The sequence below is a fragment of the Stenotrophomonas sp. YJH_SMC_27 genome, from assembly GCF_059369815.1.
In genome coordinates, this window is sequence record NZ_JCAFTA010000009.1 from 25,244 (window position 1) to 49,923 (window position 24,680).

37 protein-coding genes and 1 pseudogene are annotated in these 24,680 nt (G+C 65.6%); 7 read left to right on the plus strand and 31 right to left on the minus strand.

What is annotated here, in order from left to right; translation table 11 throughout:
* Positions 1-132 precede the first annotated feature (132 nt).
* Both AC5P7R_RS14005 and AC5P7R_RS14010 read right to left on the minus strand, forming a co-directional pair.
* Positions 133-483: a DUF1304 domain-containing protein gene (locus AC5P7R_RS14005; protein ID WP_111098948.1), complete on the minus strand. Its 351-nt coding sequence runs from the start codon at positions 481-483 to the stop codon at positions 133-135.
* Between the two features lie 30 nt (positions 484-513).
* Positions 514-1,842 (minus strand): NTP/NDP exchange transporter, encoded by a 1,329-nt coding sequence (locus tag AC5P7R_RS14010; protein ID WP_227854419.1) that lies wholly within the window; start codon positions 1,840-1,842, stop codon positions 514-516.
* Between the two features lie 284 nt (positions 1,843-2,126).
* Here AC5P7R_RS14010 and AC5P7R_RS14015 point away from each other — a divergent pair, with 284 nt between their 5' ends.
* Positions 2,127-3,530 (plus strand): serine hydrolase domain-containing protein, encoded by a 1,404-nt coding sequence (locus tag AC5P7R_RS14015; RefSeq protein ID WP_019660081.1) that lies wholly within the window; start codon positions 2,127-2,129, stop codon positions 3,528-3,530.
* Positions 3,531-3,769: 239 nt separating this feature from the next.
* Here the strand turns inward: AC5P7R_RS14015 and AC5P7R_RS14020 are convergent, their stop codons facing one another.
* The 29 genes and pseudogenes from AC5P7R_RS14020 to AC5P7R_RS14160 form a co-directional block, all read right to left on the minus strand.
* On the minus strand, positions 3,770-4,264 hold the full coding sequence (locus tag AC5P7R_RS14020) for a hypothetical protein (protein ID WP_019660082.1): 495 nt from the start codon (positions 4,262-4,264) through the stop codon (positions 3,770-3,772).
* A gap of 774 nt (positions 4,265-5,038) precedes the next feature.
* Positions 5,039-5,434: a glycine cleavage system protein GcvH gene (gcvH, locus tag AC5P7R_RS14025; RefSeq protein WP_019660083.1), complete on the minus strand. Its 396-nt coding sequence runs from the start codon at positions 5,432-5,434 to the stop codon at positions 5,039-5,041.
* A 94-nt stretch (positions 5,435-5,528) separates the two neighbouring features.
* Positions 5,529-6,641: a glycine cleavage system aminomethyltransferase GcvT gene (gcvT, locus tag AC5P7R_RS14030; RefSeq protein ID WP_227852384.1), complete on the minus strand. Its 1,113-nt coding sequence runs from the start codon at positions 6,639-6,641 to the stop codon at positions 5,529-5,531.
* A gap of 134 nt (positions 6,642-6,775) precedes the next feature.
* A pseudogene (locus tag AC5P7R_RS14035) lies at positions 6,776-7,207 on the minus strand (NfeD family protein); the annotation flags it as partial.
* A 1-nt stretch (position 7,208) separates the two neighbouring features.
* Complete coding sequence (locus AC5P7R_RS14040) at positions 7,209-8,168, minus strand: SPFH domain-containing protein (RefSeq protein ID WP_019660086.1); 960 nt, start codon at positions 8,166-8,168, stop codon at positions 7,209-7,211.
* 66 nt (positions 8,169-8,234) lie between these two features.
* The gene (locus AC5P7R_RS14045; RefSeq protein ID WP_019660087.1) at positions 8,235-8,537 is read right to left on the minus strand and encodes an Mpo1-like protein; all 303 of its coding nucleotides are present in this window, start codon (positions 8,535-8,537) and stop codon (positions 8,235-8,237) included.
* 125 nt (positions 8,538-8,662) lie between these two features.
* Positions 8,663-8,992, minus strand: a complete 330-nt coding sequence (locus AC5P7R_RS14050) for a YnfA family protein (protein ID WP_010482716.1) — start codon at positions 8,990-8,992, stop codon at positions 8,663-8,665.
* On the minus strand, positions 8,989-9,828 hold the full coding sequence (gene mazG / locus AC5P7R_RS14055; protein WP_111102081.1) for a nucleoside triphosphate pyrophosphohydrolase: 840 nt from the start codon (positions 9,826-9,828) through the stop codon (positions 8,989-8,991). The genes AC5P7R_RS14050 and mazG overlap by 4 nt, the downstream gene beginning before the upstream one ends.
* Positions 9,829-9,841: 13 nt before the next feature.
* Complete coding sequence (gene cysQ, locus AC5P7R_RS14060; protein ID WP_021203306.1) at positions 9,842-10,645, minus strand: 3'(2'),5'-bisphosphate nucleotidase CysQ; 804 nt, start codon at positions 10,643-10,645, stop codon at positions 9,842-9,844.
* Positions 10,642-11,205 carry an ADP compounds hydrolase NudE gene (gene nudE / locus AC5P7R_RS14065; RefSeq protein ID WP_019660090.1) on the minus strand — a complete coding sequence of 188 codons (564 nt, stop codon included), beginning with the start codon at positions 11,203-11,205 and terminating at the stop codon, positions 10,642-10,644. Before nudE ends, cysQ begins: the two co-directional genes overlap by 4 nt.
* A 186-nt stretch (positions 11,206-11,391) precedes the next feature.
* Positions 11,392-11,748, minus strand: a complete 357-nt coding sequence (locus AC5P7R_RS14070) for a Mor transcription activator family protein (protein WP_088431800.1) — start codon at positions 11,746-11,748, stop codon at positions 11,392-11,394.
* Positions 11,745-12,212, minus strand: a complete 468-nt coding sequence (locus AC5P7R_RS14075; protein WP_088610859.1) for a regulatory protein GemA — start codon at positions 12,210-12,212, stop codon at positions 11,745-11,747. The genes AC5P7R_RS14070 and AC5P7R_RS14075 overlap by 4 nt, the downstream gene beginning before the upstream one ends.
* A 3-nt stretch (positions 12,213-12,215) precedes the next feature.
* Positions 12,216-13,118, minus strand: coding sequence for a recombination-associated protein RdgC (locus tag AC5P7R_RS14080; RefSeq protein ID WP_125430034.1), 903 nt, complete (start codon positions 13,116-13,118; stop codon positions 12,216-12,218).
* A 3-nt stretch (positions 13,119-13,121) separates the two neighbouring features.
* A complete protein-coding gene (locus tag AC5P7R_RS14085) occupies positions 13,122-13,505 on the minus strand; it encodes a DUF2528 family protein (RefSeq protein WP_088610857.1) in 384 nt (127 codons plus the stop codon).
* A complete protein-coding gene (locus tag AC5P7R_RS14090; protein ID WP_125430037.1) occupies positions 13,505-13,963 on the minus strand; it encodes a hypothetical protein in 459 nt (152 codons plus the stop codon). Before AC5P7R_RS14090 ends, AC5P7R_RS14085 begins: the two co-directional genes overlap by 1 nt.
* Positions 13,960-14,151: a hypothetical protein gene (locus tag AC5P7R_RS14095; RefSeq protein ID WP_088610855.1), complete on the minus strand. Its 192-nt coding sequence runs from the start codon at positions 14,149-14,151 to the stop codon at positions 13,960-13,962. Before AC5P7R_RS14095 ends, AC5P7R_RS14090 begins: the two co-directional genes overlap by 4 nt.
* A complete protein-coding gene (locus AC5P7R_RS14100; protein ID WP_088610854.1) occupies positions 14,141-14,440 on the minus strand; it encodes a hypothetical protein in 300 nt (99 codons plus the stop codon). The genes AC5P7R_RS14095 and AC5P7R_RS14100 overlap by 11 nt, the downstream gene beginning before the upstream one ends.
* Entirely contained in the window at positions 14,433-15,056 is a 624-nt protein-coding gene (locus AC5P7R_RS14105) for a DUF3164 family protein (protein ID WP_088431786.1), read from the minus strand. The genes AC5P7R_RS14100 and AC5P7R_RS14105 overlap by 8 nt, the downstream gene beginning before the upstream one ends.
* On the minus strand, positions 15,053-15,307 hold the full coding sequence (locus AC5P7R_RS14110) for a hypothetical protein (RefSeq protein WP_088431784.1): 255 nt from the start codon (positions 15,305-15,307) through the stop codon (positions 15,053-15,055). Before AC5P7R_RS14110 ends, AC5P7R_RS14105 begins: the two co-directional genes overlap by 4 nt.
* Positions 15,307-15,789, minus strand: coding sequence for a hypothetical protein (locus tag AC5P7R_RS14115; RefSeq protein ID WP_495213949.1), 483 nt, complete (start codon positions 15,787-15,789; stop codon positions 15,307-15,309). Before AC5P7R_RS14115 ends, AC5P7R_RS14110 begins: the two co-directional genes overlap by 1 nt.
* Positions 15,786-16,094 carry a Kil protein family gene (locus AC5P7R_RS14120; protein ID WP_125430043.1) on the minus strand — a complete coding sequence of 103 codons (309 nt, stop codon included), beginning with the start codon at positions 16,092-16,094 and terminating at the stop codon, positions 15,786-15,788. The genes AC5P7R_RS14115 and AC5P7R_RS14120 overlap by 4 nt, the downstream gene beginning before the upstream one ends.
* Positions 16,084-16,473, minus strand: a complete 390-nt coding sequence (locus tag AC5P7R_RS14125; RefSeq protein ID WP_050483564.1) for a hypothetical protein — start codon at positions 16,471-16,473, stop codon at positions 16,084-16,086. Before AC5P7R_RS14125 ends, AC5P7R_RS14120 begins: the two co-directional genes overlap by 11 nt.
* A 1-nt stretch (position 16,474) precedes the next feature.
* The gene (locus AC5P7R_RS14130; protein WP_125430046.1) at positions 16,475-16,780 is read right to left on the minus strand and encodes a hypothetical protein; all 306 of its coding nucleotides are present in this window, start codon (positions 16,778-16,780) and stop codon (positions 16,475-16,477) included.
* Entirely contained in the window at positions 16,780-17,022 is a 243-nt protein-coding gene (locus AC5P7R_RS14135; RefSeq protein ID WP_105609247.1) for a hypothetical protein, read from the minus strand. The genes AC5P7R_RS14130 and AC5P7R_RS14135 overlap by 1 nt, the downstream gene beginning before the upstream one ends.
* 2 nt (positions 17,023-17,024) lie before the next feature.
* Positions 17,025-18,200: an ExeA family protein gene (locus AC5P7R_RS14140; RefSeq protein WP_125430050.1), complete on the minus strand. Its 1,176-nt coding sequence runs from the start codon at positions 18,198-18,200 to the stop codon at positions 17,025-17,027.
* Entirely contained in the window at positions 18,197-20,002 is a 1,806-nt protein-coding gene (locus AC5P7R_RS14145) for a TnsB C-terminal domain-containing protein (protein ID WP_125430053.1), read from the minus strand. The genes AC5P7R_RS14140 and AC5P7R_RS14145 overlap by 4 nt, the downstream gene beginning before the upstream one ends.
* A gap of 2 nt (positions 20,003-20,004) precedes the next feature.
* Positions 20,005-20,922 (minus strand): hypothetical protein, encoded by a 918-nt coding sequence (locus AC5P7R_RS14150; protein WP_125430056.1) that lies wholly within the window; start codon positions 20,920-20,922, stop codon positions 20,005-20,007.
* Positions 20,923-20,937: 15 nt separating this feature from the next.
* A complete protein-coding gene (locus AC5P7R_RS14155) occupies positions 20,938-21,246 on the minus strand; it encodes a helix-turn-helix domain-containing protein (RefSeq protein WP_032960500.1) in 309 nt (102 codons plus the stop codon).
* Complete coding sequence (locus AC5P7R_RS14160) at positions 21,243-21,455, minus strand: helix-turn-helix domain-containing protein (RefSeq protein WP_046428369.1); 213 nt, start codon at positions 21,453-21,455, stop codon at positions 21,243-21,245. Before AC5P7R_RS14160 ends, AC5P7R_RS14155 begins: the two co-directional genes overlap by 4 nt.
* Positions 21,456-21,553: 98 nt before the next feature.
* Here AC5P7R_RS14160 and AC5P7R_RS14165 point away from each other — a divergent pair, with 98 nt between their 5' ends.
* The 6 genes from AC5P7R_RS14165 (at position 21,554) to AC5P7R_RS14190 (ending at position 24,679) form a co-directional block, all read left to right on the plus strand.
* Entirely contained in the window at positions 21,554-22,012 is a 459-nt protein-coding gene (locus AC5P7R_RS14165) for a helix-turn-helix domain-containing protein (RefSeq protein ID WP_125430059.1), read from the plus strand.
* Entirely contained in the window at positions 22,009-22,392 is a 384-nt protein-coding gene (locus tag AC5P7R_RS14170) for a hypothetical protein (RefSeq protein ID WP_125430062.1), read from the plus strand. The genes AC5P7R_RS14165 and AC5P7R_RS14170 overlap by 4 nt, the downstream gene beginning before the upstream one ends.
* A 199-nt stretch (positions 22,393-22,591) precedes the next feature.
* Complete coding sequence (locus AC5P7R_RS14175) at positions 22,592-23,323, plus strand: hypothetical protein (RefSeq protein ID WP_125430065.1); 732 nt, start codon at positions 22,592-22,594, stop codon at positions 23,321-23,323.
* The gene (locus AC5P7R_RS14180; RefSeq protein ID WP_125430068.1) at positions 23,320-23,802 is read left to right on the plus strand and encodes a hypothetical protein; all 483 of its coding nucleotides are present in this window, start codon (positions 23,320-23,322) and stop codon (positions 23,800-23,802) included. Before AC5P7R_RS14175 ends, AC5P7R_RS14180 begins: the two co-directional genes overlap by 4 nt.
* A 258-nt stretch (positions 23,803-24,060) precedes the next feature.
* On the plus strand, positions 24,061-24,375 hold the full coding sequence (locus AC5P7R_RS14185) for a hypothetical protein (protein ID WP_046428354.1): 315 nt from the start codon (positions 24,061-24,063) through the stop codon (positions 24,373-24,375).
* Entirely contained in the window at positions 24,365-24,679 is a 315-nt protein-coding gene (locus tag AC5P7R_RS14190) for a DUF4423 domain-containing protein (RefSeq protein WP_225792080.1), read from the plus strand. Before AC5P7R_RS14185 ends, AC5P7R_RS14190 begins: the two co-directional genes overlap by 11 nt.
* Position 24,680: the final 1 nt, after the last annotated feature.

Consider the following 24,680-nt stretch of genomic DNA (forward strand, 5'->3'; position numbering starts at 1 on the left):
CGCGGCATGGATGCCGCGGCCAAGCCTACAGGGACGTACTTGCGGCGTCCCCCGCGAACCCAACCCGCCCGGCCAACCCCATGAGAAGCTCTACGCGACCAACCCACGAGGGGCTGCGCCGTTGGCTGGAAACTACGCCACCGCGCGAAGAACCAACGCCAGGATCGCAGGCACCGCCTGGATCATGAAAATGCGGCGGCTCACGCTGTAGGCGCCATAGCACCCGGCCACCACCACGCAGGCCAGCGAGAACGTCACCAGCACTGGCTGATCGATCACCAGCCCCCCTACGATGCCCGCCGCCAGGAAGCCGTTGTACAGGCCCTGGTTGGCCGCCAGCACGCGCGTGATCTCTGCCTTCTCCGGCGTGTTGCGGAAGGTCTTCAGGCCCAGCGGGCGGGTCCACAGGAACATCTCCAGCACCAGGAAGTACAGGTGCAGCACCGCGACCAGCACGGTCAGCAGCAGCGCGATCAGCGACATCGTTTCTCTCCTCGGGAAGATTGGGCCGCGTCAGCGGTCGCGCGGCAGTTTCTTTTCTTCGCGCAGCACGCCGAACGCGGCCAGGGTCATGAAGCCGGCCACCGCCACGCCACCCATGAACACCACGTGCGAGCCGAACAGGGACAGCCCCTTGTGCAGCCACGCAAAGCTCAGGTCCGCGCCCCGGTAGACCACCGTGTCGATCGCTGCGCCGGCCTTATAGCGCCACTGGCGGTCCACGCGGGTGTAGATGGTTTCGCGCGCCGGCTTGGCCAGCGCGAATTCACTGGCGCGGGTCATCACCTGCGCCACCGCGACCATCAGCGGCATCGGCGAGGCCGCCAGCACCGAGAAGCCGATCAGGATCGCGAAACCAGGAATCAGCAGCGCCGGCGCAATGCCATGCCGGGACAGCAGCCAGCGGGTCAGGGCGAGCTGCATCAGCAGCGCCAGTGCGTTCACCGCCAGGTCGATACGCGAGAAGAAGGCCGTAGCAGCGCCTGCATCGTTGAATGCCTCACGCACGATGCTGGCCTGCTGGTTGTACAGCAGGGTGCCCACGCCCACACCGAACACCACCATGATCGCCAGCCAGCGCAGCAGAGGTTCACGCACGATCAGTTTCAAGCCATCCAGCACGCTGCCGCCCATTGGCTTCTCGCCGGACACCAGTTGCTGCTCGCGTTCGCGCAGCACCGCCCAGTGCCGCAGCCGCCAGATGCACAACAGGCAGACGACCAGGAATCCCGCAGAGACCAGCATCAGGTTGGCGATACCCACGCGCTGCACCAGCGCACTGGTGATGATCGGACCGAGGAAGGCACCGACGGTGCCAGCCGCGCCGATGTAACCGTAGAAAGCACGTGCCTGCGCGTTGGAAAACACATCGGCCATGAAGCTCCAGAACACCGCCACCGCGAACAGGTTGAAGACAGTGATCCAGAAAAAGAACGCCATGCCGCGGCCCGGCACACCGCTATCGAACAGTACGTAGAAGCCCAGCAGGGTGACGATGAAGAACCCATACACCGCCGGCAGGAACACCCGCCGCGGGAAGCGGCTGACCAGCCAGCCGTACACCGGCTGCAGCACCAGCATGATCACGAACACGCAGGAAAACAGGAACTGCAGGACAAAGTCCTTCAACGCAATGCCGTGGCCGGCGAACCAGGCGATCAGCACTGGCGGGAACACCGTTTCCAGGTCCGCCGAGGCAGCCATCGCCTCACGCACCGGGCGCAGCACGTAGTAGCCGCTGAGCAGGCAGAAGAAGTACAGGAACGACCACCACAGCGCCGGCGACTCACGCAGTGCCGCCGTCAGCCCACGCAGCGGCCCCTTGCCCTTCACCGCGCTCACGCGGCGTCCCTCGCCAGAAGACGGCGGTTGGACAGCGGCATGGCAGGCTCCGGGGCGGTGAAGCGCGTACGTTAGCCAATGCACTGCAACATCGCCAGCGTGACGCGCGCACCGATGGCCGCAACGTAGTGGCATGAGAGGCAGGAACGACACGTTCGGACACACTTCCAGAGCGTCGAAATGCCAACTTTTTCAACGAGATGCGCATTCATCTTCGCTTTGTTTGTGCACAGGGGAAAAGCGGCGCTAGAATCGCCATCAGCAGTCGCGCACGGGTCCAACCGATGAAAAAGAACAGCCTGCGTCGTCCGATCCGATCGGCGGCCACCGGTTTGCTGGGCATGTTGATGCCCGTTGCCTTGTCCACCACCGCGCAGACCCCGCCGGCGTTGCCGCCGATGCCGACCAACATCGAAACTGCTGCGGGTCCCACCGTCGCCCACACCCAGCCGGCGGCCTACCGCACCGGCCTGGTGCCCCGCGTGCAGGCCCCGGCGCCCGGCTTCAACGTCGCCAACATCGAATCGATGGCGCAGCAGCTCACCTATGGCGAACGCGTGCCGGGCATGGCGGTGGCGATCGTTCAGGGCGGCCGTATCCTCAGCGCGCGCGGCTATGGCGTCACCGACGTCAACAATCCGCTGCCAGTTGATGCGCACACCGTGTTCCGCCTGGCCTCGCTGTCCAAGGCCTTCGCCGGCACCATGGCCGGCCTGCTGGTCAACGACGGCACGCTGCGCTGGGACAGCAAGGTCACCGACTACGTGCCGGGTTTCCGCCTGAACTCGCCGGAAGCCACTGATCGCCTGACCGTGGCCGACGTGCTCAGCCATCGCGTCGGCCTGCCGTACAACGCCTACGACCGCGACATCGAAGGCAACGCCGAGTACTACGCGTTGACCCAGAAACTGGCCAACACCAGCCTGAAGTGCCTGCCGGGCGAGTGCTATGCCTACCAGAACGTGGCCTTCAGCCTGATCGGCGATGTCGTCTACGCGGCCTCCGGCAGCTTCTACGAACAGTCGGTCGAGCGCCGTATCTTCAAGCCGCTGGGCATGAACGATGCCAGCCTCGGCCTGGCCGGCATCCAGGCCAGCTCGCGCTGGGCGCGTCCGCACGTGCGCAGCCGCAACGGCTGGGTCTCGCTGACGCCGAAGCCGACCTACTACCGGGTCGCCCCGGCGGCCGGCGTCAATGCCAGTGCCAGCGACATGGCGCAGTGGCTGCTCGCCCACACCGGCCACCGCCCCGACGTGCTGCCCGCACCGCTGCTGGCCACGCTGCATTCGAGCCTGATCAGCACCCCCGGCGAGATGCGTTCAGGCTGGCGCCGTGAGCGCCTGCATTCGGCGGGCTATGCCCTGGGCTGGCGCACCTTCGACTACGCCGGCCACGACGTGGTGTTCCATGCCGGTGCCGTACAGGGTTACCGCGGCCTGGTCGCGCTGGTGCCGGAACGCGATCTGGGCATCGCCATCATGTGGAACGGCGAAAGCAGCCTGCCCAGCGGCCTGCTGCCGACCGTGCTCGACTCCGCGCTCGGCCTGCCGGCGCAGCGCTGGCTGGACGTGGACACCGACTTCGGAAGCGACAACCTGATGGCCGAGGGCAGCAGCCCTGCGCAGCAGCAGGACAAGCGCAAGGGCAAGGGCGCCTCGAGCAACCGCGCGGTGGCTTCCCCGCGCTGATCCGGCGGGCTCGACCGTGAGCATCAAGGGCGGCCTGGGGGCCGCCCTTTTTGTTGTTTTGTAGGACCTGGCCATGCCCGGCCAGCTCGGAAGACAGGCCCCTGCTCCACAGATGCAGCGCGTCAAACGTCAGAAAGGCAGTCGGCCATGGCTCGGTGCTGGCAATGGCCCCATAAAAAAACCCCCTCCCCGCTGGGCAGCCAGGGAAGGGGTTTCAGGATGCGGCTATCGGGAAGTACTTAGATCAGCGGTGCCGGGGTTGCCGGCAGAGCGACCGGAGCGGCCTTCTTCTTGCGGGCGGCCGGCTTGCGCTTGGCAACCTTCTTCGCTGCCTTCTTCGGGGCAGCCTTCTTGGTGGCCTTCTTCGCGGTCTTCTTCACTGCCTTCTTGGCGGTCTTCTTGACGGCCTTCTTGGCAGTTGCCTTCTTCGCGACCTTCTTGGCCGGCTTGCGGGCCGTTGCCTTCTTGGCAGTCTTCTTGGTGGCCTTCTTGGCTACCTTCTTGGTGGCCTTCTTGGCAGTGGACTTCTTGGCGACCTTCTTCGCCGCCTTCTTCACTGCCTTCTTCGCAGTGGCCTTCTTGGCGACCTTCTTCGCAGCCTTCTTCACCGCCTTCTTGGCAGTCGCCTTCTTCGCGACCTTCTTCACTGCCTTCTTGGCAGCGGCCTTCTTCGCGACCTTCTTCACCGCTTTCTTGGCGGCGGGCTTTTTCTTCGCAGCTTTCTTGGTTGCCATGGGATGGCTCCTCGTCAGTGATAGGGAGTTGAAACGCCCAGGTGGATCAAACCCGCGGATGCTGCGTGCGGGGACCGCCGGCGCGTCAGGCGCGCCGTTACGGATGCGGCAATGCCAGCCTCGATCGGCGGAGCGGGCATCGGAACGGGAGTTGCCTTGCATTTCTCCGGGGGAAGCGGGGCCATGTCCACCGTCATCAGGGTCGCGGTGGTCTTGAAGGGGCTGCTTCGCATCGGACGATTGATTCTGCGCACTCGGTTGGGCAGGCAAGGTCTGCTGAGGCGAAACCTAATCACGGTTTTTTTTACTGTCAACAACCCCCGCGAAAAATTTTCACATCCGCGCCATCCATGGTGGTGCCTGCACGGTCGCCACGCTCCGCGCTCGACGACCGCCGAAGCGCCACGCACGCATGCTGCCTGCAGCAACAACCATGCAAGCGTTGAACAAAAAGTACTTGAAATAAGCACTCTGCGCAGATGCATGCACGTCGGTGGCCACTGCGTGCACACATCGCCAGCACCGGCTGCCGCTGGCACCAACGCCAGCACAACGGCGCCGCAACGGGGGGCAAAAAGTTTTCACATCCGAGTACGTCGGCGCGGGGCGGAAACGCGGATTTGCGCAAAACTGCGCACGCCGATCGGCACCGATTGTCAGTCCGCTGATGCCACGCCGAGGGTGCCAAGCGAACCGGCCGTCATGAGTCCGACGCACTCGCCAAAACGAAAACGGCCACCCGAAGGTGGCCGTTTCAGAATCCGCAAGCGCGACTCAGTGGTCGTCGCTCTCCAGGACTTCGGCGTACGCGTCCGGATCCAGCAGATCGTTGACCTCTTCGGCGTTGGCCAGTTCGACCACGAACATCCAGCCTTCGCCGTAGGCATCTTCGTTGATGGTTTCCGGCTTGTCGGACAGGGCTGAGTTGACCTCGACGACCTTGCCGCTGATCGGGCTGTAGACGTCCGAGGCGGCCTTCACCGACTCGACAACGGCGATCTGTTCGCCGGCCTTGGCCTCGGCGCCGACTTCGGGCAGTTCGACGTAGACCAGGTCACCCAGCAGGCCCTGGGCGTGGTCGGAAATACCGACGGTGACGCGGCCATTGCCTTCGACACGGGCCCACTCATGGGACTTGAGGAACTTGAGGTCGCCGGGGATCTCGCTCATGGGACTGCTCCAGAGATATGCAGGGGGTGGAAAAAACGGGGCTAGTGTAACCAACCGGCCGTCACTGCTGTCAGTGACGACCGGCACGTTCGGATCAGGCGTCGGCGAGCACGCCGGGCTGGGCCTGGCCTTCGCGCACGAACGGGAACTTGACCACGCGTACCGGCACCTGCCGGCCGCGGATGTCGACGGTGACCTGGCCGAGTTCACCGGCCGGCACGCGGGCGAAGGCGATGCCCTTGGCCAGCGTCGGCGAGAAGGTGCCGGACAGGATCTCGCCCTCGCCGCCGGCCGTCGTCACTGCCTGGCCGTGGCGCAGCACGCCCTTTTCGTCCATCACCAGGCCGATCATCTGGCGCGCGGTGCCGGCAGCCTTCTGCGCTTCCAGCGCGCCGCGGCCGATGAAGTCGCGGCCTTCGTCCAGCGACACGGTCCAGGCCAATGCTGCCTCATATGGGCTGATCTCTTCGTCCATGTCCTGGCCGTACAGGTTCATGCCGGCTTCCAGGCGCAGCGTGTCGCGCGCGCCGAGGCCTGCCGGCTTCACGCCTGCCGCCAGCAGGCGGTTCCAGAACGCGACCACGGCATCCTGCGGCAGCAGGATTTCGAAGCCGTCTTCGCCGGTGTAGCCGGTGCGGGCGACAAACAGCTCGACGCCATCGTCGGACTGCACCTGCAGGGCGGCGAAGCGGCCCAGCTTGGTCAGCGCGGCGCGGTCGGCTTCGCGGGCCAGGCTGATGACGATGTCGCGCGCCTGCGGCCCCTGCACGGCCAGGATGGCCAGGTCCGGACGCTGCTCGACGGACACGCCGAACGGTGCGGCCTGCTCACGCAGCCAGGCCAGATCCTTTTCGCGGGTCGAGGCATTGACCACCATGCGGAAGAAGTCGTCGCCCAGGTAGTAGACGATCAGGTCGTCGATGACGCCGCCACGGGGATTCAGCATGCACGAGTACAGTGCCTTGCCGGTGACCTTCAGCTTGTCGATCGAGTTGGCCAGCAGGCGGCGCAGGAACGGCTTGACCTGCTCACCGCGCAGATCGACCACGGTCATGTGGCTGACGTCGAACACACCGGACTCACGGCGCACCAGGTGGTGCTCGTCGAGCTGCGAGCCGTAGTGGATGGGCATGTCCCAACCCCCGAAATCGACCATCTTGGCGCCAAGGGCGCGGTGGGTATCGTTGAGCAGCGTCTTCTGGGTCATGACCGGGTCCGGCAGCAGAGGAAACAAGAACCCCCATTATCCCAGATCGGTCACCCACAGGTCGCGCCGCAGCGCAGCGCCGGAGCCGAGCCCACGCGACGCCCGCACGAAGAGGCCCGGCTCCACAAGGAGCGGCCCGCAGCCTCAACCTGCAGCGTGCTGCCCTGTACCGCCAGCACCCGTACCCACGTACCCGCCGGCAGCTCCGGGCCGCTCACCGGCCAGGACGCGTCATCGATGCTGACCCGGCCCTGCCCGCTGACGATGCCCTGCTGCAAGGGCACCACCCGACCGACCAGCTGCTCGGCACGGCGGTTGAGCAACGGCGCATCGCTGGGCCGCGCCCTTTTCCTGCCCCAGCGCCGGTAGCACTGGATCGAGACCACGCTCAGCACGACGAAGGCAACGACCTGCCACAGCAACGGAATGCCGCTGAACACCGCAACCAGGACGAACACGGCCGCTGCGCCAATGCCGATCCACAGCATGAACGCCCCGGGTGCCAACGCCTCTGCCGCGAACAGCAGCAGCGCCAACGCGCCCCAACCGACGACTTCCCAGCGCATGTCAGCCTCCGATCGGCGGTGGCCGCTTGCCTGCGGCCTTGGTGGTCTGGTCGCCCAGTGCCTGCTTGGCCAGTTCGGCCACGCCAGCGATCGAACCGATCACGCCGCTGGCCTCCATCGGCATCAGCACCAGCTTCTGGTTCGGCGAGCTGGCCAGTTCCTTGAACGCCTCGACGTACTTCTGGGCGACGAAGTAGTTGATCGCCTGCACGTCACCTTCGGCAATCGCCGCCGACACCATCTGGGTCGCCTTGGCTTCGGCCTCGGCCAGGCGCTCGCGGGCCTCCGCATCGCGGAACGCGGCTTCGCGACGGCCCTCAGCCTCCAGCACGGTAGCCTGCTTTTCGCCATCGGCGCGCAGGATCTCCGACTGGCGCGAACCCTCTGCCTCGAGGATCTGCGCGCGCTTCTCGCGCTCAGCCTTCATCTGCCGCGCCATCGCATCCAGCAGGTCGCGCGGCGGCTGGATGTCGCGGATCTCGATGCGGTTGACCTTCACGCCCCAGGGATTGGTGGCATGGTCGACCACGCTCAGCAGCTGGGCATTGATCACCTCGCGCTGGCTGAGCGATTCATCCAGGTCCATCGAGCCGATCACGGTACGGATGTTGGTCTGCACCAGGGCGATCATTGCCACTTCCAGATTCGCGACCTCATAAGCGGCCTTGGCAGCGTCCAGGACCTGGAAGAACACCACGCCGTCCACGCGCACGGCGGCGTTGTCCTTGGTGATCACCTCCTGGCTGGGCACATCCAGCACCTGCTCCATCATGTTCACCTTGCGCCCCACCCCGTACACGATCGGGATCAGGAAATGCAGGCCCGGCGTCATGGTGTGCGTGTAGCGCCCGAAGCGCTCGACGGTCCATTCGAAGCCCTGGGGCACCATCCGTACCGCTTTGAACAGGATGACCACGGCCACGAAGGCCAGTACCACGGTAAAGAACATGGTCGGGAACATCTCGCTTTCCTTATCTGTGACGTCCAGGCCCCAGCATAGCGCGTGAAGGCCACATTCACAGCGGAACTACCAGGGCACGCGCCCGCGCAGGATGTCGGCGAACATCACCCAGTCGCCCATGAACGAGTACAGCGGATGCTGGAAGGTGGCCGGACGGTTCTTCTCGAAGAAGAAATGGCCGACCCAGGCGAATCCATAGCCGCAGGCCAGCGCAGCGAGCAACAGCATCGGCTGCCCGCGCAGGCCCGCTGCCATGACCAGCACCAGCACGCCGCAGCTGCCGATGAAGTGCAGCCGCCGCGAAACCGGGTGGCGGTGCTCGCTGAGATAGAACGGATAGAACTCGCGGAAGCTGGCGAAGCGGGACATGCGCGTGCTCCGGGAACCAGGGCCGCCACCATCATGCACCATCGCTGCCCTTGCAGCATCGAGCCATGCTCGGCTTGCGCGCGCCGGCGCAGTGGGAAGGAAGAGCGGCCGAGCATGGCTCGGCCCTACACCGATGAGGTGCGCGGACCGAACATGATCACTGCCATGCCGGCCAGGCACAGGGCGGCACCGAACAGGTCCCACCGGCTGGGACGGATGCCGTCGACCAGCCACAACCAGAACAGCGCCGTGCCGATGTAGACCCCACCGTAGGCGGCATAGACCCGCCCACTGGCGGTCGGGTGCAGGGTCAGCAGCCAGGCGAACAGCGCCAGGCTGGCGGCCGCCGGCAGCAGCAGCCAGATGCTGCCGCCCTTGCGCAGCCACAGCCACGGCAGATAGCAGCCGACGATCTCGGCCAGCGCGGTCAGCAGGAACAGGCCGAGTGTCTTCACGCTTTCTCCGCTGCCTTGGCTTGCTGCCACAGCGCTTCCTGCGCCTCCAGGTCCATCGCGGCCAGCGCTTCCCCCTGCGCGTCGGCCTGCGCTTCCATCGCACGGAAGCGACGTTCGAACTTGTGGTTGGCCCCGCGCAGCGCCGCACCCAGGTCGATGTCGGCATGGCGGGCCAGGTTGGCGCAGACGAACAGCAGGTCACCCAGCTCTTCCTGCAGGCGCGCCTTGTTGCCGGCGATATCGCCGCGCTCGAACTCCTCGCGCAGCTCCTGCAGTTCCTCGGCCGCCTTGTCCAGCACCGGCAGCGGACCTGGCCAGTCGAAACCGACCTTGGCCGCGCGCGACTGCAGCTTCACCGCACGTTGCCACTCCGGCAAGCCGCGCGAGATGCCGGCCAGTGCGGAGGTGTCCTGCTCGCCCTTGGCCGCACGCTCGGCACGCTTGATCGCCTCCCAGTTGCGCGTCACGCCGTGGGCATCGTCGACGCTCACCTCGGCGAACACGTGCGGGTGGCGGCGCTGCATCTTGTCGCTGATCGCGCGGGCCACGTCTGCGAAGGCGAAGCTGCCCTGCTCTTCGGCCATGCGCGCATGGAACACCACCTGTAGCAGCAGATCGCCCAGTTCATCGCAAAGATCATCGAGATCGCCGCGATCGATCGCATCGGCCACTTCGTAGGCTTCCTCGATGGTATATGGCGCGATGGTTGCGAAGTTCTGCTCCAGGTCCCAAGGGCAGCCGCCCTGCGGGTCGCGCAGGCGCGCCATGATCGCCAGCAGGCGCTCCAGCTCATGGGTGGCGGCGCTGCCGGTGGTGGGAGTGTCGTGCGCGCTCATGCGGCCTCCAGGGTCAGTCGGACAACCAGTCGCGCCATGGCAGGCTGGTGTCACCAAGGGCAATGAAATCGCCGTTCAACAGGGTTTCGCGGCGGTTGTAACGGAACGGCTTGCCGGTCGCGGCCGACAGCACCGCGCCGCCGGCGGCGTGCAGCACGCACTGGCCAGCGGCGGTATCCCATTCGGAGGTCGGGCCCAGCCGCGGATAGACATCCAGGCCACCTTCGGCGATCCGGCAGAACTTCAGCGACGAGCCCTGCGCGATGGTCTCGATGCGGCCCATCCTTGCCAGCAGGGCCTCGGTTTCCGGTGAGCGGTGCGAGCGGCTGGCAGCAACCCGCAGCGGTGCGGTGGCCGGCGTGCGGGTGCGCAGCACGGTGTCGTGCAGGCCCTGCCGGCGATAGGCCAGCTCGCCGCGCATGGCATGCCAGACGATGCCGGTCACCGGGGCCAGCACCACGCCGAAGGCCGGTGCGCCCTGGTAGATCAGCGCGATGTTGACACTGAACTCGCCGTTGCGCTTGACGAATTCACGGGTGCCGTCGAGCGGATCGACCAGCCAGTACGCGCCCCAGTGGCGGCGCTGCTCCCAGGCCACCTGTGCCGATTCTTCGGACAGGATTGGCAGGTCCGGGGTCAGCTGCTGCAGGCCCTGTTCAATGACCTGGTTGGCCGCCAGGTCGGCACTGGTGACAGGGCTGCTGTCGTCCTTGATCTGTACATCGAAGCCATCGGCATAGACCTGCATGATGGCCCGTCCGGCGTCCTGGGCGATGGCGATGGCGGTCTCGCGCAGGTCCGTGGTCAGCTTGATCATCGCAGTCCCTGCAGCCACTGGCGGGCGATGAACAGTGCCGCCAGCGAGCGCCCCTCGGAAAAGTCCTCGCGCAGCATCAGCTGGTCCAGCTCGGCCAGCTTCCACGGGATGACTTCCAGTTCTTCCGGCTCGTCGCCGGCCAGCTTTTCCGGGTACAGGTCGCGTGCCACCACCAGCCACGACTGGTGGCTCATGTAGGTCGGGGCCAGGGTCATCGCGCGCAGCACATCGACCCGGCGCGCGCCGAAACCGGCCTCTTCCTTCAGCTCGCGGTCGGCGGCCTGCTCGGGGGTCTCGCCGGCATCGATCCGCCCCTTGACCAACCCCAGTTCATAGCGGTGCATGCCGGCAGCGTATTCACGTACCAGCAGTACGGTCTCGTCGTCGAGCATCGGCACCACCACCACTGCGCCATGACCTCGGCTGACCAGACGTTCGAACCGGCGGCGTTCGCCGTTGGAGAACTCCAGGTCCAGATGCTGCCGCTGGAAGGGGCCGTTCTCCTCATCGGTGATCCGATGGATGATCGGCAAGCGACGCCCGGCACGGTCATCGTTCATGTGGAATCTCCGCGGCGGCCGGCGCCTGCGCCGGTGCCGATAGAATGTGCAGGCAGCAACATGTTCATGAGTGTGCAGGGGTGAGATATATCAGGGGGGAGGCTGCGATATCTAGCCGGAAGACCCCGGAAGATGGCGGAAGTTGAAAGCCCGCCTCGCAAAGAGATTGCACTACGTGCAATTGGCTCAGGGGGCGAAAAGCCCCATCTGGCGGAGGTCGCGATCGCGCAGCTCGGCGCGTCGGAGCAGCTTACGGATGCCACGTTCAGTCATGTCGTACTTCCTGGCCAACTCCGCGTAGGAGGCCCCGTCGCGGTGGGCGGCCAGTATCTCACGCTCTCGCTGGCTCAGCTTGAAGGCGTGATTCTTGGGGAACGAAAGCACCTGGCCGGACCAGTTCTCGGCCAGCCTGTCAGCAACCGCTGCTCCTACCTGGTCGGCGCGGTCCTGGTCGAGCCCCAGCTCCCTGGCGACGTCAGCCGCCTGGGCGGCGGCATCGGCCAAAAGCTCACTGCGGCGCGCTTCCATCAGGTTCCTGCTCATGGGACGTCCTTCGGTACAGCATGTGCGCGACGGTTCGCATCGTACTGGAGAGCGGCAATCACCTTCTGCAGCTGCTCCTTGTTGCACCACTCGATGCGGGTGACCTTGCACATGCGCAATGCCAGGCTGTGGGCGTAGGCCCAAGGCCGGCCGGCGTCGGCGAGGAGTGCCTCAACCTTGGCCAGCTGAGGAGCCAGATCGCCCTTGGGACGCCCGGCCCAGCGCTCTGCGGCACGGGCCGCGCGCGCCGGCATGCCGCCCAGGCGGCGCAGCTCATTGGCGATCGCGTCCAGCTGGCGCTGGTCGCAGCTGCCAGCGCTACGGTGCGGCTGGCCGCTCTGGCCGGACACGCGCTGCACCAGGTCGCGGTACACGTCCTCGGCCAAGCCGAGCGCCTTGGCGGCGGCATGGATGGCCGCCAAGGTGCGCTTGCGGCGATCGGTTGGCGGACGGCTGCGGGCCATTGTTCAGGCCTCCCCTTCCAGTTGGAACGTGAGCTGCAGGACGTCGAACAGCCTGCTGAGCTGGCCGGTCTGCAGTGCGAAGCGGGCGTCCAGTTCCTGCCGTTGCTCGTCCTCGGCCAGTTCCGCCAAAGAGTCAAAGGCGCCGTCGAGGAACTTGAGTTTCCGGATGACCAGGTCGTCGCTGATCACGAAGGACAGGGTGTCCTCCATGATCAAAGCCAGCCGATAGACCTGCTTGCCTGCCTCAAGGTGCTTTTCCACCTCATCGCAGCGTAGTTCTTGGTGCTGGCAGCGGATCGTGGCACCGCCTTCAACCGGGTCGCGTAGCTCACATTCCTCGCCCAAGGACAGGCCGACCGGGAGCTGCTCGCCAGCTACCCAGCCTGTCAGCACGGAACGGGGGGCGACCGCAGCGCGGAGCCTATTGGCCGGGAAGCTCCCGAGCAGGCCCCTGACTTCTGAGACGGCGTCGCTCGCGGCCGTGCTGCTGCCGGTGTCGACAAACGCAATGCCCCGCTGGGTATCCACGAACATGTCCACGCGGGCCGACTTGACCAGGGCGCGGGGCAGCAGCTCATGCAGCAGGTCGTCCTTCATGCGGCGCCGCTCGCGGCCACCTGGACGCCGGCCCTGCGCTTCCAGCGCCTGCAGCCGGGTCTCCAGCATTTCATTGACGCTCGCGTCCGGAATGATCTTGGTCTCGGTACCGATCGCCAGCCAGAGGAACGCACCGGAGCGGTGCGACAACGCCGCACCGCTCTCACGCCCATACGGAGAAATGAACCCGCGCGACGACAGTTCCAGCGGCCCTACCGGCTGCAGCTGGGACAGCGGTAGCAGCTTCTCCACCTGCGACCAGTCGATCACCGGCGAGAACTGGAACATCGTGACGTTCCGCATGAACATCGATCAGGCCCCCAGCTCGGTCAGCTGCAGAAGAGTGGAGTCGAGATCCGGTCGGCCATCCCAAGCGACCAGCTTCACGCCGTGCGCAGTAGGCCAGCCTTCCTGATCATCGAACTCCTGCTGCATGCCACGCGACGTGAGGTCGCCCCGAGCGTCCAGGACCATACCGATGAAGTCGGCTGCGGCCATCTTGATCACCGCGACGACAGCGTCGTCGTCGGCACCGGCCAAGCGAGCGTCTGCCCCCGTCCAGAATGCGTTGATCTGAGTGGCCACCTCCGGGGTCAGCTGGGCGTGGTCAATCTCCAGGATCACCCACGCATCGCCCCAGTCCTGTTCGATCTTGTATCGCTTCACCTGCTTGCAGGCAGTGGTTTGCGCAGACATCAGTTCTTCTCCTTCAACAGTTGGGCCTGGGCGGCAGTAAGGGCGGTCTGCCAGGCGGGAACCTCCTCGCCCAGCGAATCGAGCAACCGGCGGATGCCCGGTCGGGCGCCGACGACGATCCGGCCGCCGTCCCGGACCACTGCGATGACCTGGGTCTTCCTGGTCAGCGGATCGCGGCGTGCCGGAGCTGCGGCCATCCCGCCCCAGCGCAGGCCCTTCGGCACCTGGGCGCACCATGCGAGCCAGTGGCCGAGTGCGTCACCCTTCGCGGCCTGGTCGACCGCTTCGGGGACACCGGGCACCAGCAGGCAGCCCTGGCTCTCGCCCTGACCGTGGCGGGCGCGGGCGCTGACGACCTTGCGCAGCTGCGCGGCTTCGCCGCTGGCAACGAGGATTGCGTTCTCCGGCAGGTGTTCGCCGAACTCGATCAGGCCGGTGGCCCAGCAGTAGGCGATCACGCCGCCACCCCCGGCGCCTGCAGGCGCTCGATGAAGGAGTACTCGATGCCACAGCCGCCATCCTGCTCCTGGCAGATCACATACAGCACCAGCTGCTCAGGATCGTTTTCGACCGTGGCGAGACTCGCGAACAGCGCGGCGACGCCGCAGCTGGGGCAGTACGTGGCAAGTCGCTGTTCACCGTTCATCGGAATGCTCCTTGTCGAAGAACTGGACCAGGGTCGGCGCGTCGATTCGCCGTTTCATAGCCCAGGGGAACGCGTCGACGCCGCGACGCTCGATGTAGGCGATCGCGTTGTTGACGCGCTGCAGGTCCGCCGGGGAATTGGCGCCCTGACGCGTGTCGAACATCGGATGGCCGTTCTCGTCGCGCTGCTCGTAGGCGAACAGCTCGACCTCGGAACGCACGGTGGCATCGGCAATGTCGCTGGCCAGCACCGCCAGGTAGCAGGCGTCGTGGAGGGCATGGTTAGACATGCTTCACCGCCGCGATATCCAGGCTGATGGGCTGGTACTGCCCCTGTGCATCGCGCTCGTAGAAGCGCACATAGGTCTTGCTGCCCACCACGGTCACTGCATCGCTGATCGCCGCCATCGCCTGCGTCCAGCGCGGATCGTCGAACTTCAGCCGGCGCAGGGACAGCACTTCGCCGGTTTTGATACTGCCGTCGTTGTCGACACGGAAGGCGTTGTTCACCAGGGTGCGCAGCTCAGCCCGGGAGCCCTCGGTCCAGTCGTTGAGGCACTCATCGATCAGTGCCTTGGCCGCCTGCAGGCGCTCATCGAACTGGATCGAATCCTGGACCGCACGGACGATCTTGTAGCGGCCGTCATAGCTCATCAGGGTCACGTTGCCCTTGTCGCCGCCAATGCTGGCGCCGTACTGCTCGGCGCTCAGCTGCACGAACGCGGCGATATCGCCGAAGGCAGTACCCCGGAACTCGGCCATCTGCTGATGCAGCTTCTTGGCGCCGCTGATCAGTTCAGCGACCAGCTGGTCGCGCGCAAGGTCGATCGCCGCGATCTGATTCTCCTGAACGAGACGGCCCTTGCGATCCTCGCGATAGCCTTCGGGAATGGTGCTGGTGGTCATTGGGTGCCTCCTTGGACGGCGGAATCGGTATGCAGATACATGGGGCGAAGCTGCTCGGGGATGCCCTCGACATGGACGGGGCTTACAGCTGTGAACCAGTCGGCTCGCCATCGGCGAGCAGCGTCGAGGGAAATGCCGAGCAGACGCGCGATGCGCAGCGGCGTCAGGGAGCGCTGGTCCTGCGCCTTGGCCCACAGGGCAAACCGCATGGCCCGCAGGTGGTCGTATCGCTGGCGGCCAGTGCGAGCCATCACTCCACCCCGCCGAGGATTCGGTCAAAGTGCGAATGCAGGGAATCCACGATGCGCCCACCCAGGTACGGCGGCAGCTCGCCCTCGCGCTCCTCCTGCGACAAGCATGGCGTGCCGACCGAAGGCAGCAGCGGTCCTTCGTTGATCGCCGGGCCGACGTACTGCTGAGCGCCCTGTGTGCGACGCTCGCCATCGCAGCGCTTCGGCGCGCTGCTGGCCATCTTTGCGTGCTGAGCCTGGGCGGCGGCCAACTGTTTCGGGTCGATCTTCCAGTCCTGGTTCAGGCGATAGCGCCGGGCCAGTCGGCCGCCGACATGCTCGACCATGCCGCATTGGACTGCTTTGGTCAGGGCGTGCTGCACGTAGCCGCGGTACTCAAAACCGTGGGCCATGACGCCGTCGATCAGCGTGCGAGAATCGAGGATGTTGGTGCCCAGCACGGAGGCGAAGGCCGCCTGCAGACGGATGCTCGGCGCAGTCACAGCACCACCTCGCGGCTTTCGAAGGTGTCGCGCCTGGAACGGATGGTGACGACCACCGGCGGACGCTCGGTCCATTCCAGCTGCAGGCCCTGGTACTCCGCCGCCAGCACGCGATCGCGGCCGCCACTGCCATTGGGGCTCCAGCGCTTGAGGTGGCCTTCAATCTCGGCCGGCGGCTGGGTGATGATCAGCACCGGGCGGCGCCCGTTGCTGTAGTGGGCCAGCACGTCGATGCCGGCGTTTTCCAGTTCGCGCGCGGTGTTGGCGGCAGCGAAAAGCATGTCAGAGCTACGATCAACGTTCATCGTTGGTGTCCTCGTCGGTGATGGGCTTGGTCAGCCCGAGTTGTCCGTACAGATCCGGCAGGGCTACGCGCTTCATGGCGCACACCTGCTGCAGGGAGGTCATGGCGCGACCGGTCAGGTACTCGCAGCACCGGTCCAGTTCTTCCGCGCTGGCGGCTAGGTGGTAGCCGTTCGCTGGGTGGGCGCAGATGGGGTGCCCATCGCGACGCAGCTTCTCGATGATCTGGCGCAGCCGCCGCTCGTCGGCGGTGTTGAAGCGCTGCGTGACGGCGTGCACCAGGTCGCGGGCGGTGATGCCGTTGACGGCACCACGGCGGCCCTGCAGCTCCGCCAGCACCGCCTCGGGGGACAGCTCTTGCGGTAGCAGGGCCAGCTGCATGTCAGTCGGCCCCCCTATCGATGCCGGCAGCGATGGCCAGGTCGAGGATCTCGTCCAGTTCCAACAACCAGCGTTTGTCGGTGGCGTGCGAAATCACCATCACACCGCTGTGAATCCAGACCTCGACCGTGTAATCGCGCTTGGTCTCAGGATCCTGGACCTGGACCGATCCCACACGCGACGCGGTTGGGAACAGGGGTGCATGCACCAGCGCCCCAATGGCCTTCCTCCGCTGAGGATGCTTAGCGCTGTGGCGCTGGCGATTCCGCACCTGGCCAAGGCAGCGCTTTAGGGTGGGCACAGCCATCATTCCTCCTCGTCCTGGTCGTCATCGCGGAGCTGATCGATAAGGGCGCGCAGCTGCTGCTGGGACAGGCCGGCCAGACAGGTGTCCATGCTCTGGCCGTCCAGCCACTCAATGCCTGCGCGGCGGAAGATGTCGCGGTGCATGACCGTCACCTGGCGATGAGGCAGCTCCGCATCCCGCAGCACCTGGACAGCAAACCCGCGCAGGTACTGCGTGCCTTCGGTGGTGGAAGCGATCGCCATGCTCAGACCCCCCGGACCACGTCGGCGGTGACGGTCGGCACGCCCAGGTTGGCCGCACGGTTCATGGCTGCTGCCAGGGTGTTCTGGACCGCCAACGGATACAGCAGCGTTCCGGTACCCCGTGGCGGCACCAGCTTCACCCGCAGCGCCTCGATCGCAGAGCGATCCATGATCTTTTCCAGCGGCACGCTCAGCTGGCGGAAGCGGTGCGCGAGGTAGTTCTCCAGCTCACCGTCGAGCGCCGGCAGGTGCATGATTTCAATGCGTTGCACGACCTCCCGCACTTCCGGGTTGTGTTCGGAGAGCTTGTCGCCCAGCTCGGGCTGGCCGATCAGGATCACCGACAGCAGCGGGCGCAGGCCGTCCTTCAGTTCACGGAAGCGCTTGAGGTGCTTGAGCGTCGGCAACGGCAGGCTGTGCGCCTCTTCGATCACCAGCACGTGGCTGTGGCCAGCGCGGGCGCTATCGCGCAGGCTTTCGTGCAGCTGGCGGAAGCGGGCCTCCGGGCTGCTCTTTGGCTTGGCCAGCGGCGACACCGCTGCCATGATCGCCTCGGCGATGTGGTGGCTGCGAAGGGTCTTGCCGACACTGTCGCTGCCCTCGCTGGCCAGCACATAGGGCTGGATCACGATGACTGCCTGCTCCTCGCGCTGGATGCGATCGACCATGTCTTCGCGCAGGGTCGACTTGCCTGCACCGCTCTCACCGATCACGGCAGCGAAACCGCCGTTGCGGGCGATCTGATACATGCTCTCGCGCACGTACCGGATATCCGGGGACAGGAAGACCTCGTCGTGGCTGGCGGGGTCGGCGAAAGGGTTGCCTGGCAGGCCGAAGTGCCTACGGGCCTGTGGGGTCAGTGCCTGGTATCGCAGTAGCATAGGGTCTTCCTCGTCGTTGATTTCGGTAGCGGTATCGGGGTCTTGCGGTGGGGAAACCGGGGCCGGCGTGTTAGCGCACGCCGGCTCCTCCTCCAGGTGCCAGTCGACGGCCGGGGCGCCGCTTTCCAGCAGGAACACAGAGATGGCGGAGCGGACTCGGGGCTGGTCGCAGCCAGTCGGCAGCACGCCGTGGTTAATCAAGGCATTCAGGGCCGGGCGGCTGAGGGACACTGCCTTTGCCAACGTCCCCTGCTTGATGCCGGCGCGGGCGAGGATCGATTTCAGACGCAGCGTCACGCGGCACCTCCGTTGATGACGCGCAGGCCGCCACGCTCGGGTTCGACCAGGGCGATCGCCCAGGCCTCGACCTCATGCACCGGCAGACCCTCGGGCCAGCGCTGGCTGGTGCGTGCATACATTTCCGGTGACCAGGTATTGCCCGACCGCTCGACCAGCGGCTTGAGGCGCATGGCGGCCTCAACGTGGTTGAGCGGGGGCAACTCGGCCCGGACGACCTCGGGCTCGATGCGCTGAGCTGCCAGCACCTGGGGCGCGTCCAGCTCGGCCAGGGTTCCCGATCGCGGCAGGCTGGGAGCGACATTCGCCTCGCGAATGTGCTTCATCGGGTCGACCTTGCCGCCGAACGGCACGCGGCGGGCCTTGCGCGCGGCGATCGCCTCGGCGTCGCTCTTGACCTCCATCGCCAGGCGATCCAGTTCCTTTCGCGCCGCGTCCGCCGGCGTCTCGGGCGCGCCCCGATACTCAGTGCCAACCTGGGCAGCGGTATCGAGGAAGCCCCAGTCGTCATGCTGCAGGCGCGGTGCAACGAAGTGAATCGGCGCACTGTCCTGTTCGCCCGGCATCAGCACACGCACGCTGTTGTCCGGCTCCAGTGCGTTGACCACCACGTCCACGCGCTGGCCGTTGATGAGGCCCGGAATGCCACGCACGTCGTACTGCTTGCCACGGAAGCGGATGATGCAGTCACGCACCGTGCATGCCTTCGGCGTGCTGGTAGCCAGCTGCCGCAGTACCTGGACATCCGGAGCAATGCGCAGCTGGTCCGGGGTGATGCGCAGCCATCCATCGCGCCTGGTCATGCCAGTGCGGGTGTGGATGCGGGTTGCGTTGTACGCCCGCGCCCACTGCTGGGCCAGGGTGTTCATCTCCTCCAGGCTGGTGACCGGCGACCTGGCCTTGAGCATCGCTTCGAAGTGGGTCTCGATCAGGTAGTTCGCGTTCTCCACCTGGCCCTTCGCACGGGCATTGCCGACCTCGTTGATGATCACTTCGATGCCGCAGGCCGACAGGAAGCTGCGCGTCGTCGCCGCAACCATCGCACTGCCGGGGTCCATCATCAGCAGCTTCGGGATACCGTGCATCGTGCCCATCTCGCGCCGCGTCATTGCGTGGATCAGGGCCGACAGCAGATTGGCGCTGCTCTCGGCACCCAGCACGTAGAACAGCTCGATCGCACCGCTCGCGTGGTCGGTGATCGCATAGCGCCACAGGCGGTTCTCAGCGATCTTGGTGAAGTTCTCCGGCTTGCCGCGATAGAAGCGGCGCTTGTCCATCACCTCGGTGCCATTCGCTGCCAGATAGAACTGGCGGCTCACCGAGGCGTCGATCTGCCAGAGATGGTTCGGGTGCGGCGAGGCCAGGCGCGCAGCTGGAGTCGGTGCCGCCAGCTGGTCGCGATGGAAGCCGTAAGCACGAATGGCGCGGCAGATTGAGGACACGCTCAACGGCACCAGCTCGCCGGTCGTCTTGTCGACGCGCAGTGCTTCGATGCGGTCATTGGCGCGCAGAATCTCCACGGCGTCCTCGACCGGCAGGGTGCCGGTGCCGGTAAGGCGCCGGGTCTCTTCGACCAGGGCGGCGATGGCGGCGGCTTCGTCGCGGGTAAGCGCGAGTTCACCGGCATCCGATCGCTTCTTGCGGGGCTTGATGCCGCCCGTCACCTGCTGCAGGCGACGGTAGGCGGTCTGAACCGAGCAACCCATCTGCTCGGCCAGCTCGGCCGCGATGCGGCTCTTGCTACCGTGCGGCGCCGCCAGCAGTTTGCCGGCCGCCGCTTGGATGAGGGCTTCGGCGGACATGCTCAGGCCTCCGAGCCGTCATGTACCAGCGGCAGGGAGAGCGGCAGCTCCTCGTCGTCACGGACGGTGCGCACCGCATTGAGCAGGCGGCCGATGGTGTCGCTGAGGAAGACCGCTGCGTCGGTGTCCTGGTCGGTCTCGGAGGCGTGCGTGGCGAGTGTGCGGAACGCCGCCATCAGACCGGCCTTTCCATTGCCCAGCGCGGCCAGGACGGCCTGCTCGGCCTCGGTGACGGCCTGCTTGAGGATGATCAGCTGTTGATCGGCATCGGCGGTCTTCCAGCGCCGCTGCGCCTTGGCCGTCTTCTCATGTTCCCTGTTCAGGTCATCGGACAACTTGCTGATTCGTTGGTCTTTTGCCTCGATATCAGCACGAGCGTTGCGGACGGCCTCGCGCAGTTCGCGCACGGACATGTTGCCGACGTCATCGAGTTCCAGTTCGCCGGTCTCACCGGTCTCCGCCAGCTCCTTGAACTGCTCCTCCGGAAGCGAAAGCAGCTCGATGAGCTTGCTCTCGCTCTTGATCGCGGTGACCAATTGCGTCGACGTCGACGCATTCGGCAAGGCAGCAACACGCCGGGCCGCTTCCATCATCCGCTGTGCCTGACGCGGTTCCATGCCCAAGCGCTGCAGCATTCCCGCCCACTCTCCGTGGACGCTGCACTCGCGAGCCACCAGCAGGTAGCTGCCAGCGCGCAGGAAAGCTTCGCACCCGCGATGCAGCTCGCGGCGGATCGCCGCTTCGTAGTGGTCCGGGTGCCATGCAAGACCCTCGCCGAACTGTTCAACCAGCGCGAGCTGGCGCTCACGCATCTGCTCCATCTGTGCCGCGTCATTGGCGTCGGTCTTGCCAATGAACTCCGGCCCCACTACCTCGGCCTGTGCGACTGCCTTGCGGCCTGCGGTGTCTTTCTTGGTCATTGCTGTCCTCGTCGATCAGTTGGGGTTGCGGGAATAGCGCTGCTCGGTCTCCTCCAGGCGCTGGCGCACGCGCGCCAGCTCCTGTTCGTGAGCGCGAGCCAGCTGGATCAGTCGGGGGGAAAGGCGCCAGTACTCATCGCGGCCGGCGATGCGCTCTGCGATGCCTTCGTCGGCCAGTACCTCCAGGTCACGCAGGACCGTCGAAGGCGTTGCCTTGATTGAATCGGCCAACTGCTTGAGGCGCAGCCCGTCGAAGGCGTGCCCCTGCAGGGCGAAGATCAGGCGCAATGCCCGCCGCACGGGTTGCTGTGCCGGGGCATTCATGCCTGCACCCGATCGATGCAGGCCGCCTTCACGATCCGGCTGCGCATTGCGCGGCCCTTCGGGCCGTTCCAGGTGCCAAGCAATGCGGCACGCGCGTTGGTCACAGTGGTGCCGTTGGCACGGCACCACTCGGTCAGGGTCTTGCCCTGCAGTACGAAGCCGGCGCGCACACGTTTGTGAAGATCAAGGCCGGGGTCAGTGGAACGCATTGGGTTATCCTTCGGTTCTTATTGCCGGGGTGTAAAAGGGCCGTTGACGACTCCGGAACAATCCTAAGTGTAAAAAGTACACCTTGCAAGGGGTTCGTGTGGTTTCTTCACTCATCCGCCAGATCATGGAAGACGGGGGATTCAGGCAGGTCGACCTGGCTGAAAGGCTTGGCATACCTATCGATCGCGTAAAGAACCTGACCTCGGGGCGGGTTAAGAAGCTGTCGTCGGACGAAATGCGCGGCTTGGTGGAAAAACTACACGTTCGCGCCGAGTTCCTCGCTACAGGCAGCGGCCCGGTGTTCGCGCAGCCAGCAGAAGTCGAGCTGGGCCGCCGAATGAAGCTGCTTTCGGATGCGTCACAGAAGGCGTCGACCCTGGACCTTCCCGAGAGCTACCAGGCGCTCGTCCGCGACATCCTGGTCGGTGCAGCGTTGGGGCAGTCGGACCTGCTGCAGTCCACCATTGACGGGTTCGTCCACGACGTCCGTTCCGCTACGGATGAGTCCACCGTTGCCCTTAAACCCCGGAAGACGACAAGGAGAAAGTCACCATGAAGAAGCTGTATTTCGCAGCCATCGCTCTGCTGCTACTGACCGCTGCAAAGGCGACGGTTGGGCAGGAGTTCAATGCTGCCAACCTGGCTCAGCTGGAAGTCGGAAAGACCACGCTCGCCGAAGCTGTCGTGCTGCTCGGTGCGGAGCCACAGAGTTCGACTGTGGGCAAAAGCGGAGCAATCGCGTATCTCTGGCAGCACGTCCAGTCTAAGTCCAGTGTTTGGACGGGGCGTTCCGACACACAGATCAAACACGTGATGCTGGTGTTCAACACGGACGGAACCTTCCAGCGCATCCTGCAGCTGCGTGGCGTTGACTTGGATCCAGACGCGCGGAAGAGATTGATGGAACAGCCTGCAGCTCTGCATGCGGCGAACTGATTGAAGGCCACCTCCGGGTGGCCTTCTTCGTTCCCGCCCACTATCTCGCGCGCGCGAGGAAGGCTTGGAACGCGTGCAAATGACCTGCGCACTGTCGAAATAGAGACTGCATCCCATCGATTCGGTGCGTTCGGGGCGCGCCTGGTCGACGGGCGCTCCTCGTCGTGTCCCGTCGGCCCTTCTATTTCAGGAGCAGGCCATGACGACCAAGACCACGCGCGGCATCCGCAACAACAATCCGGGCAACATCGAACGCATCTCCGCCAACAAGTGGCAGGGGCGCATGTCCCGCGAGCAGATGACCGAGGAGCAGCGCAGGGAAACGCGCTTCGAAGTGTTCTCGGCGCCGACCTGGGGTATCCGCGCGATGGCGCTGCTGCTGATCAACTACCAGGACAAGCACGGCTGCAGCAACGTGCGGCAGCTGATCGATCGCTGGGCGCCGCCGAACGAGAACAACACCGACGCCTACGTTGCCGCCGTGGCGGGGGCCGTCGGTGTCGCCCCGACCCAGTTCATCAATACCCACGAATACCGTCGCATGCGCCCGATGGTCGAGGCCATCATTCGCCACGAGAACGGCCAGCAGCCTTACAGCTCGGACGTGATCGAGGAAGGTCTGCGCCTGGCCGGCGTCGTCAACCCTGGCGCGAAGCCGCTGGTTGCCGTGCCTGCGTCCGTCACCACGGCAGCCGCTACTGCAGCCGCAGCGGGCGGCACGATGGCCGCCGTGGAAGCCGCGCAGCAGCTGCAGCCGGTCATCCAAGGCGTGCTGCCGGCGATCCAACAAGTCAATGCTGTGGCGCAGGCCACCACCGGCATGCCCAGCTGGCTGCGCCTTGCGATTGCCGTCGGCGTGATGGCACTGGCCGGCGCCAGCATCTTCACTTGGTGGCGCCTGCGCCGTGCCCGCAAGGCGGTGAGTGCGTGAACCCGCATCTGACCGCCAAGCACCTCGTGGGTGCTGCTACGGGTCCGGTCGTGGTGCGGTTCGCCCTGGCCGTGGTGGTTGTCGCCTTTTTCTTGGGGCTCTGGCTGGGCCACCGGTGGGGCGCGGGAAGCCAGGTCGATCGGGTCAACGCTTTGTCCGACCAGGTCATCGCACTCAGCGCGGAGCGCGATACCGCGCGCAATGTCGCCGCCGGCAACGCCGGTGCCGTTGCCACATTGCGGGCCGCCCTCAAACGGGAGGCAGATACGAAGCTGGCCCAGCAGCGCGCAGCAATCGCCGAACTGGATTCCCGTGCAGACCGCATCGCTCAACTCGAACGCCTGGCGGCACAGCGCCAGCAGGCCCTGACCAAGAAGGTGGATTCCGATGAAGACTGCAACGTGCTTCGCACCACTCCTGTGTGCGCTGCTCTTGCTCGCGGGCTGTGGGGAGACGAAGCAACCGCTGACCCGCACTGAACTGGTCGAGTGGCCGGTCCTGGTCTACGTCGAGCTGCCCCCGGCACTCACCGATCCGCTGCAGGCCCCGGTCCCACCGCAGCCGATGTGCCGTCTGCAGGACGGCACGCTCACTCCATGCGCGATCGACGCGATCGTGCGAGAGGCCGCATGGCAGCAGCTGCTGCAGCGGGTCAACGATGATCGCGCGACCTCGGGGCGGCTCAGTGGCGCCAGAAAAATGTCACAACCCAATCTCAGTGGCGGAGACGCCACGAAATGAAGATCTCGCTGGAGTTGTGGCAGGCCCTTTCGCTTGTGCTCGCACTTCTCGGGACGCTGGTGGGGCTGGTCAAGTGGGGCATCAGCCAGATCAAGGCGAGCATTGACCAGCGCATGGCTGGGTTTGAAAAGGCCGCCGAGGGTTGGCGCAAGCAGGAACTGGACCTACTGGGACTGCGGGCGGAACTGGCCAGGGAGTACGTGCGAAGGGACGACCACATCCGAAGCCAGACGGTCATTGAGGCAAAGCTCGACGCGATCAACTCAGAGATCAAGTCGATCCAGATCCAAGGAGCAAGACGTGAGCATTAAGTTGGACATGGACAAAGTTCGGCGGGAGAACCTGCGCTGGGTGATGCTGTTGGGTCTGCACAACGCGGCACCCTACGGTGCTTACGAGGAGATCCTCCTCAGCATCGCGCACGCCTTGTATCCCGATGCCACCCAGCTGGAGGTGCGTCGCGCCCTGGACTATCTGGAAGACCGCCGCATGATCGAGCTGGACAAGCGGCCGGATGGGCGCTGGCATGCCGACATGACCCGCCTCGGTACCGATATCGCCGAGTACACCGCGCAGTGCGATCCTGGCATCGCTCGGCCCGAACGGTATTGGTGAC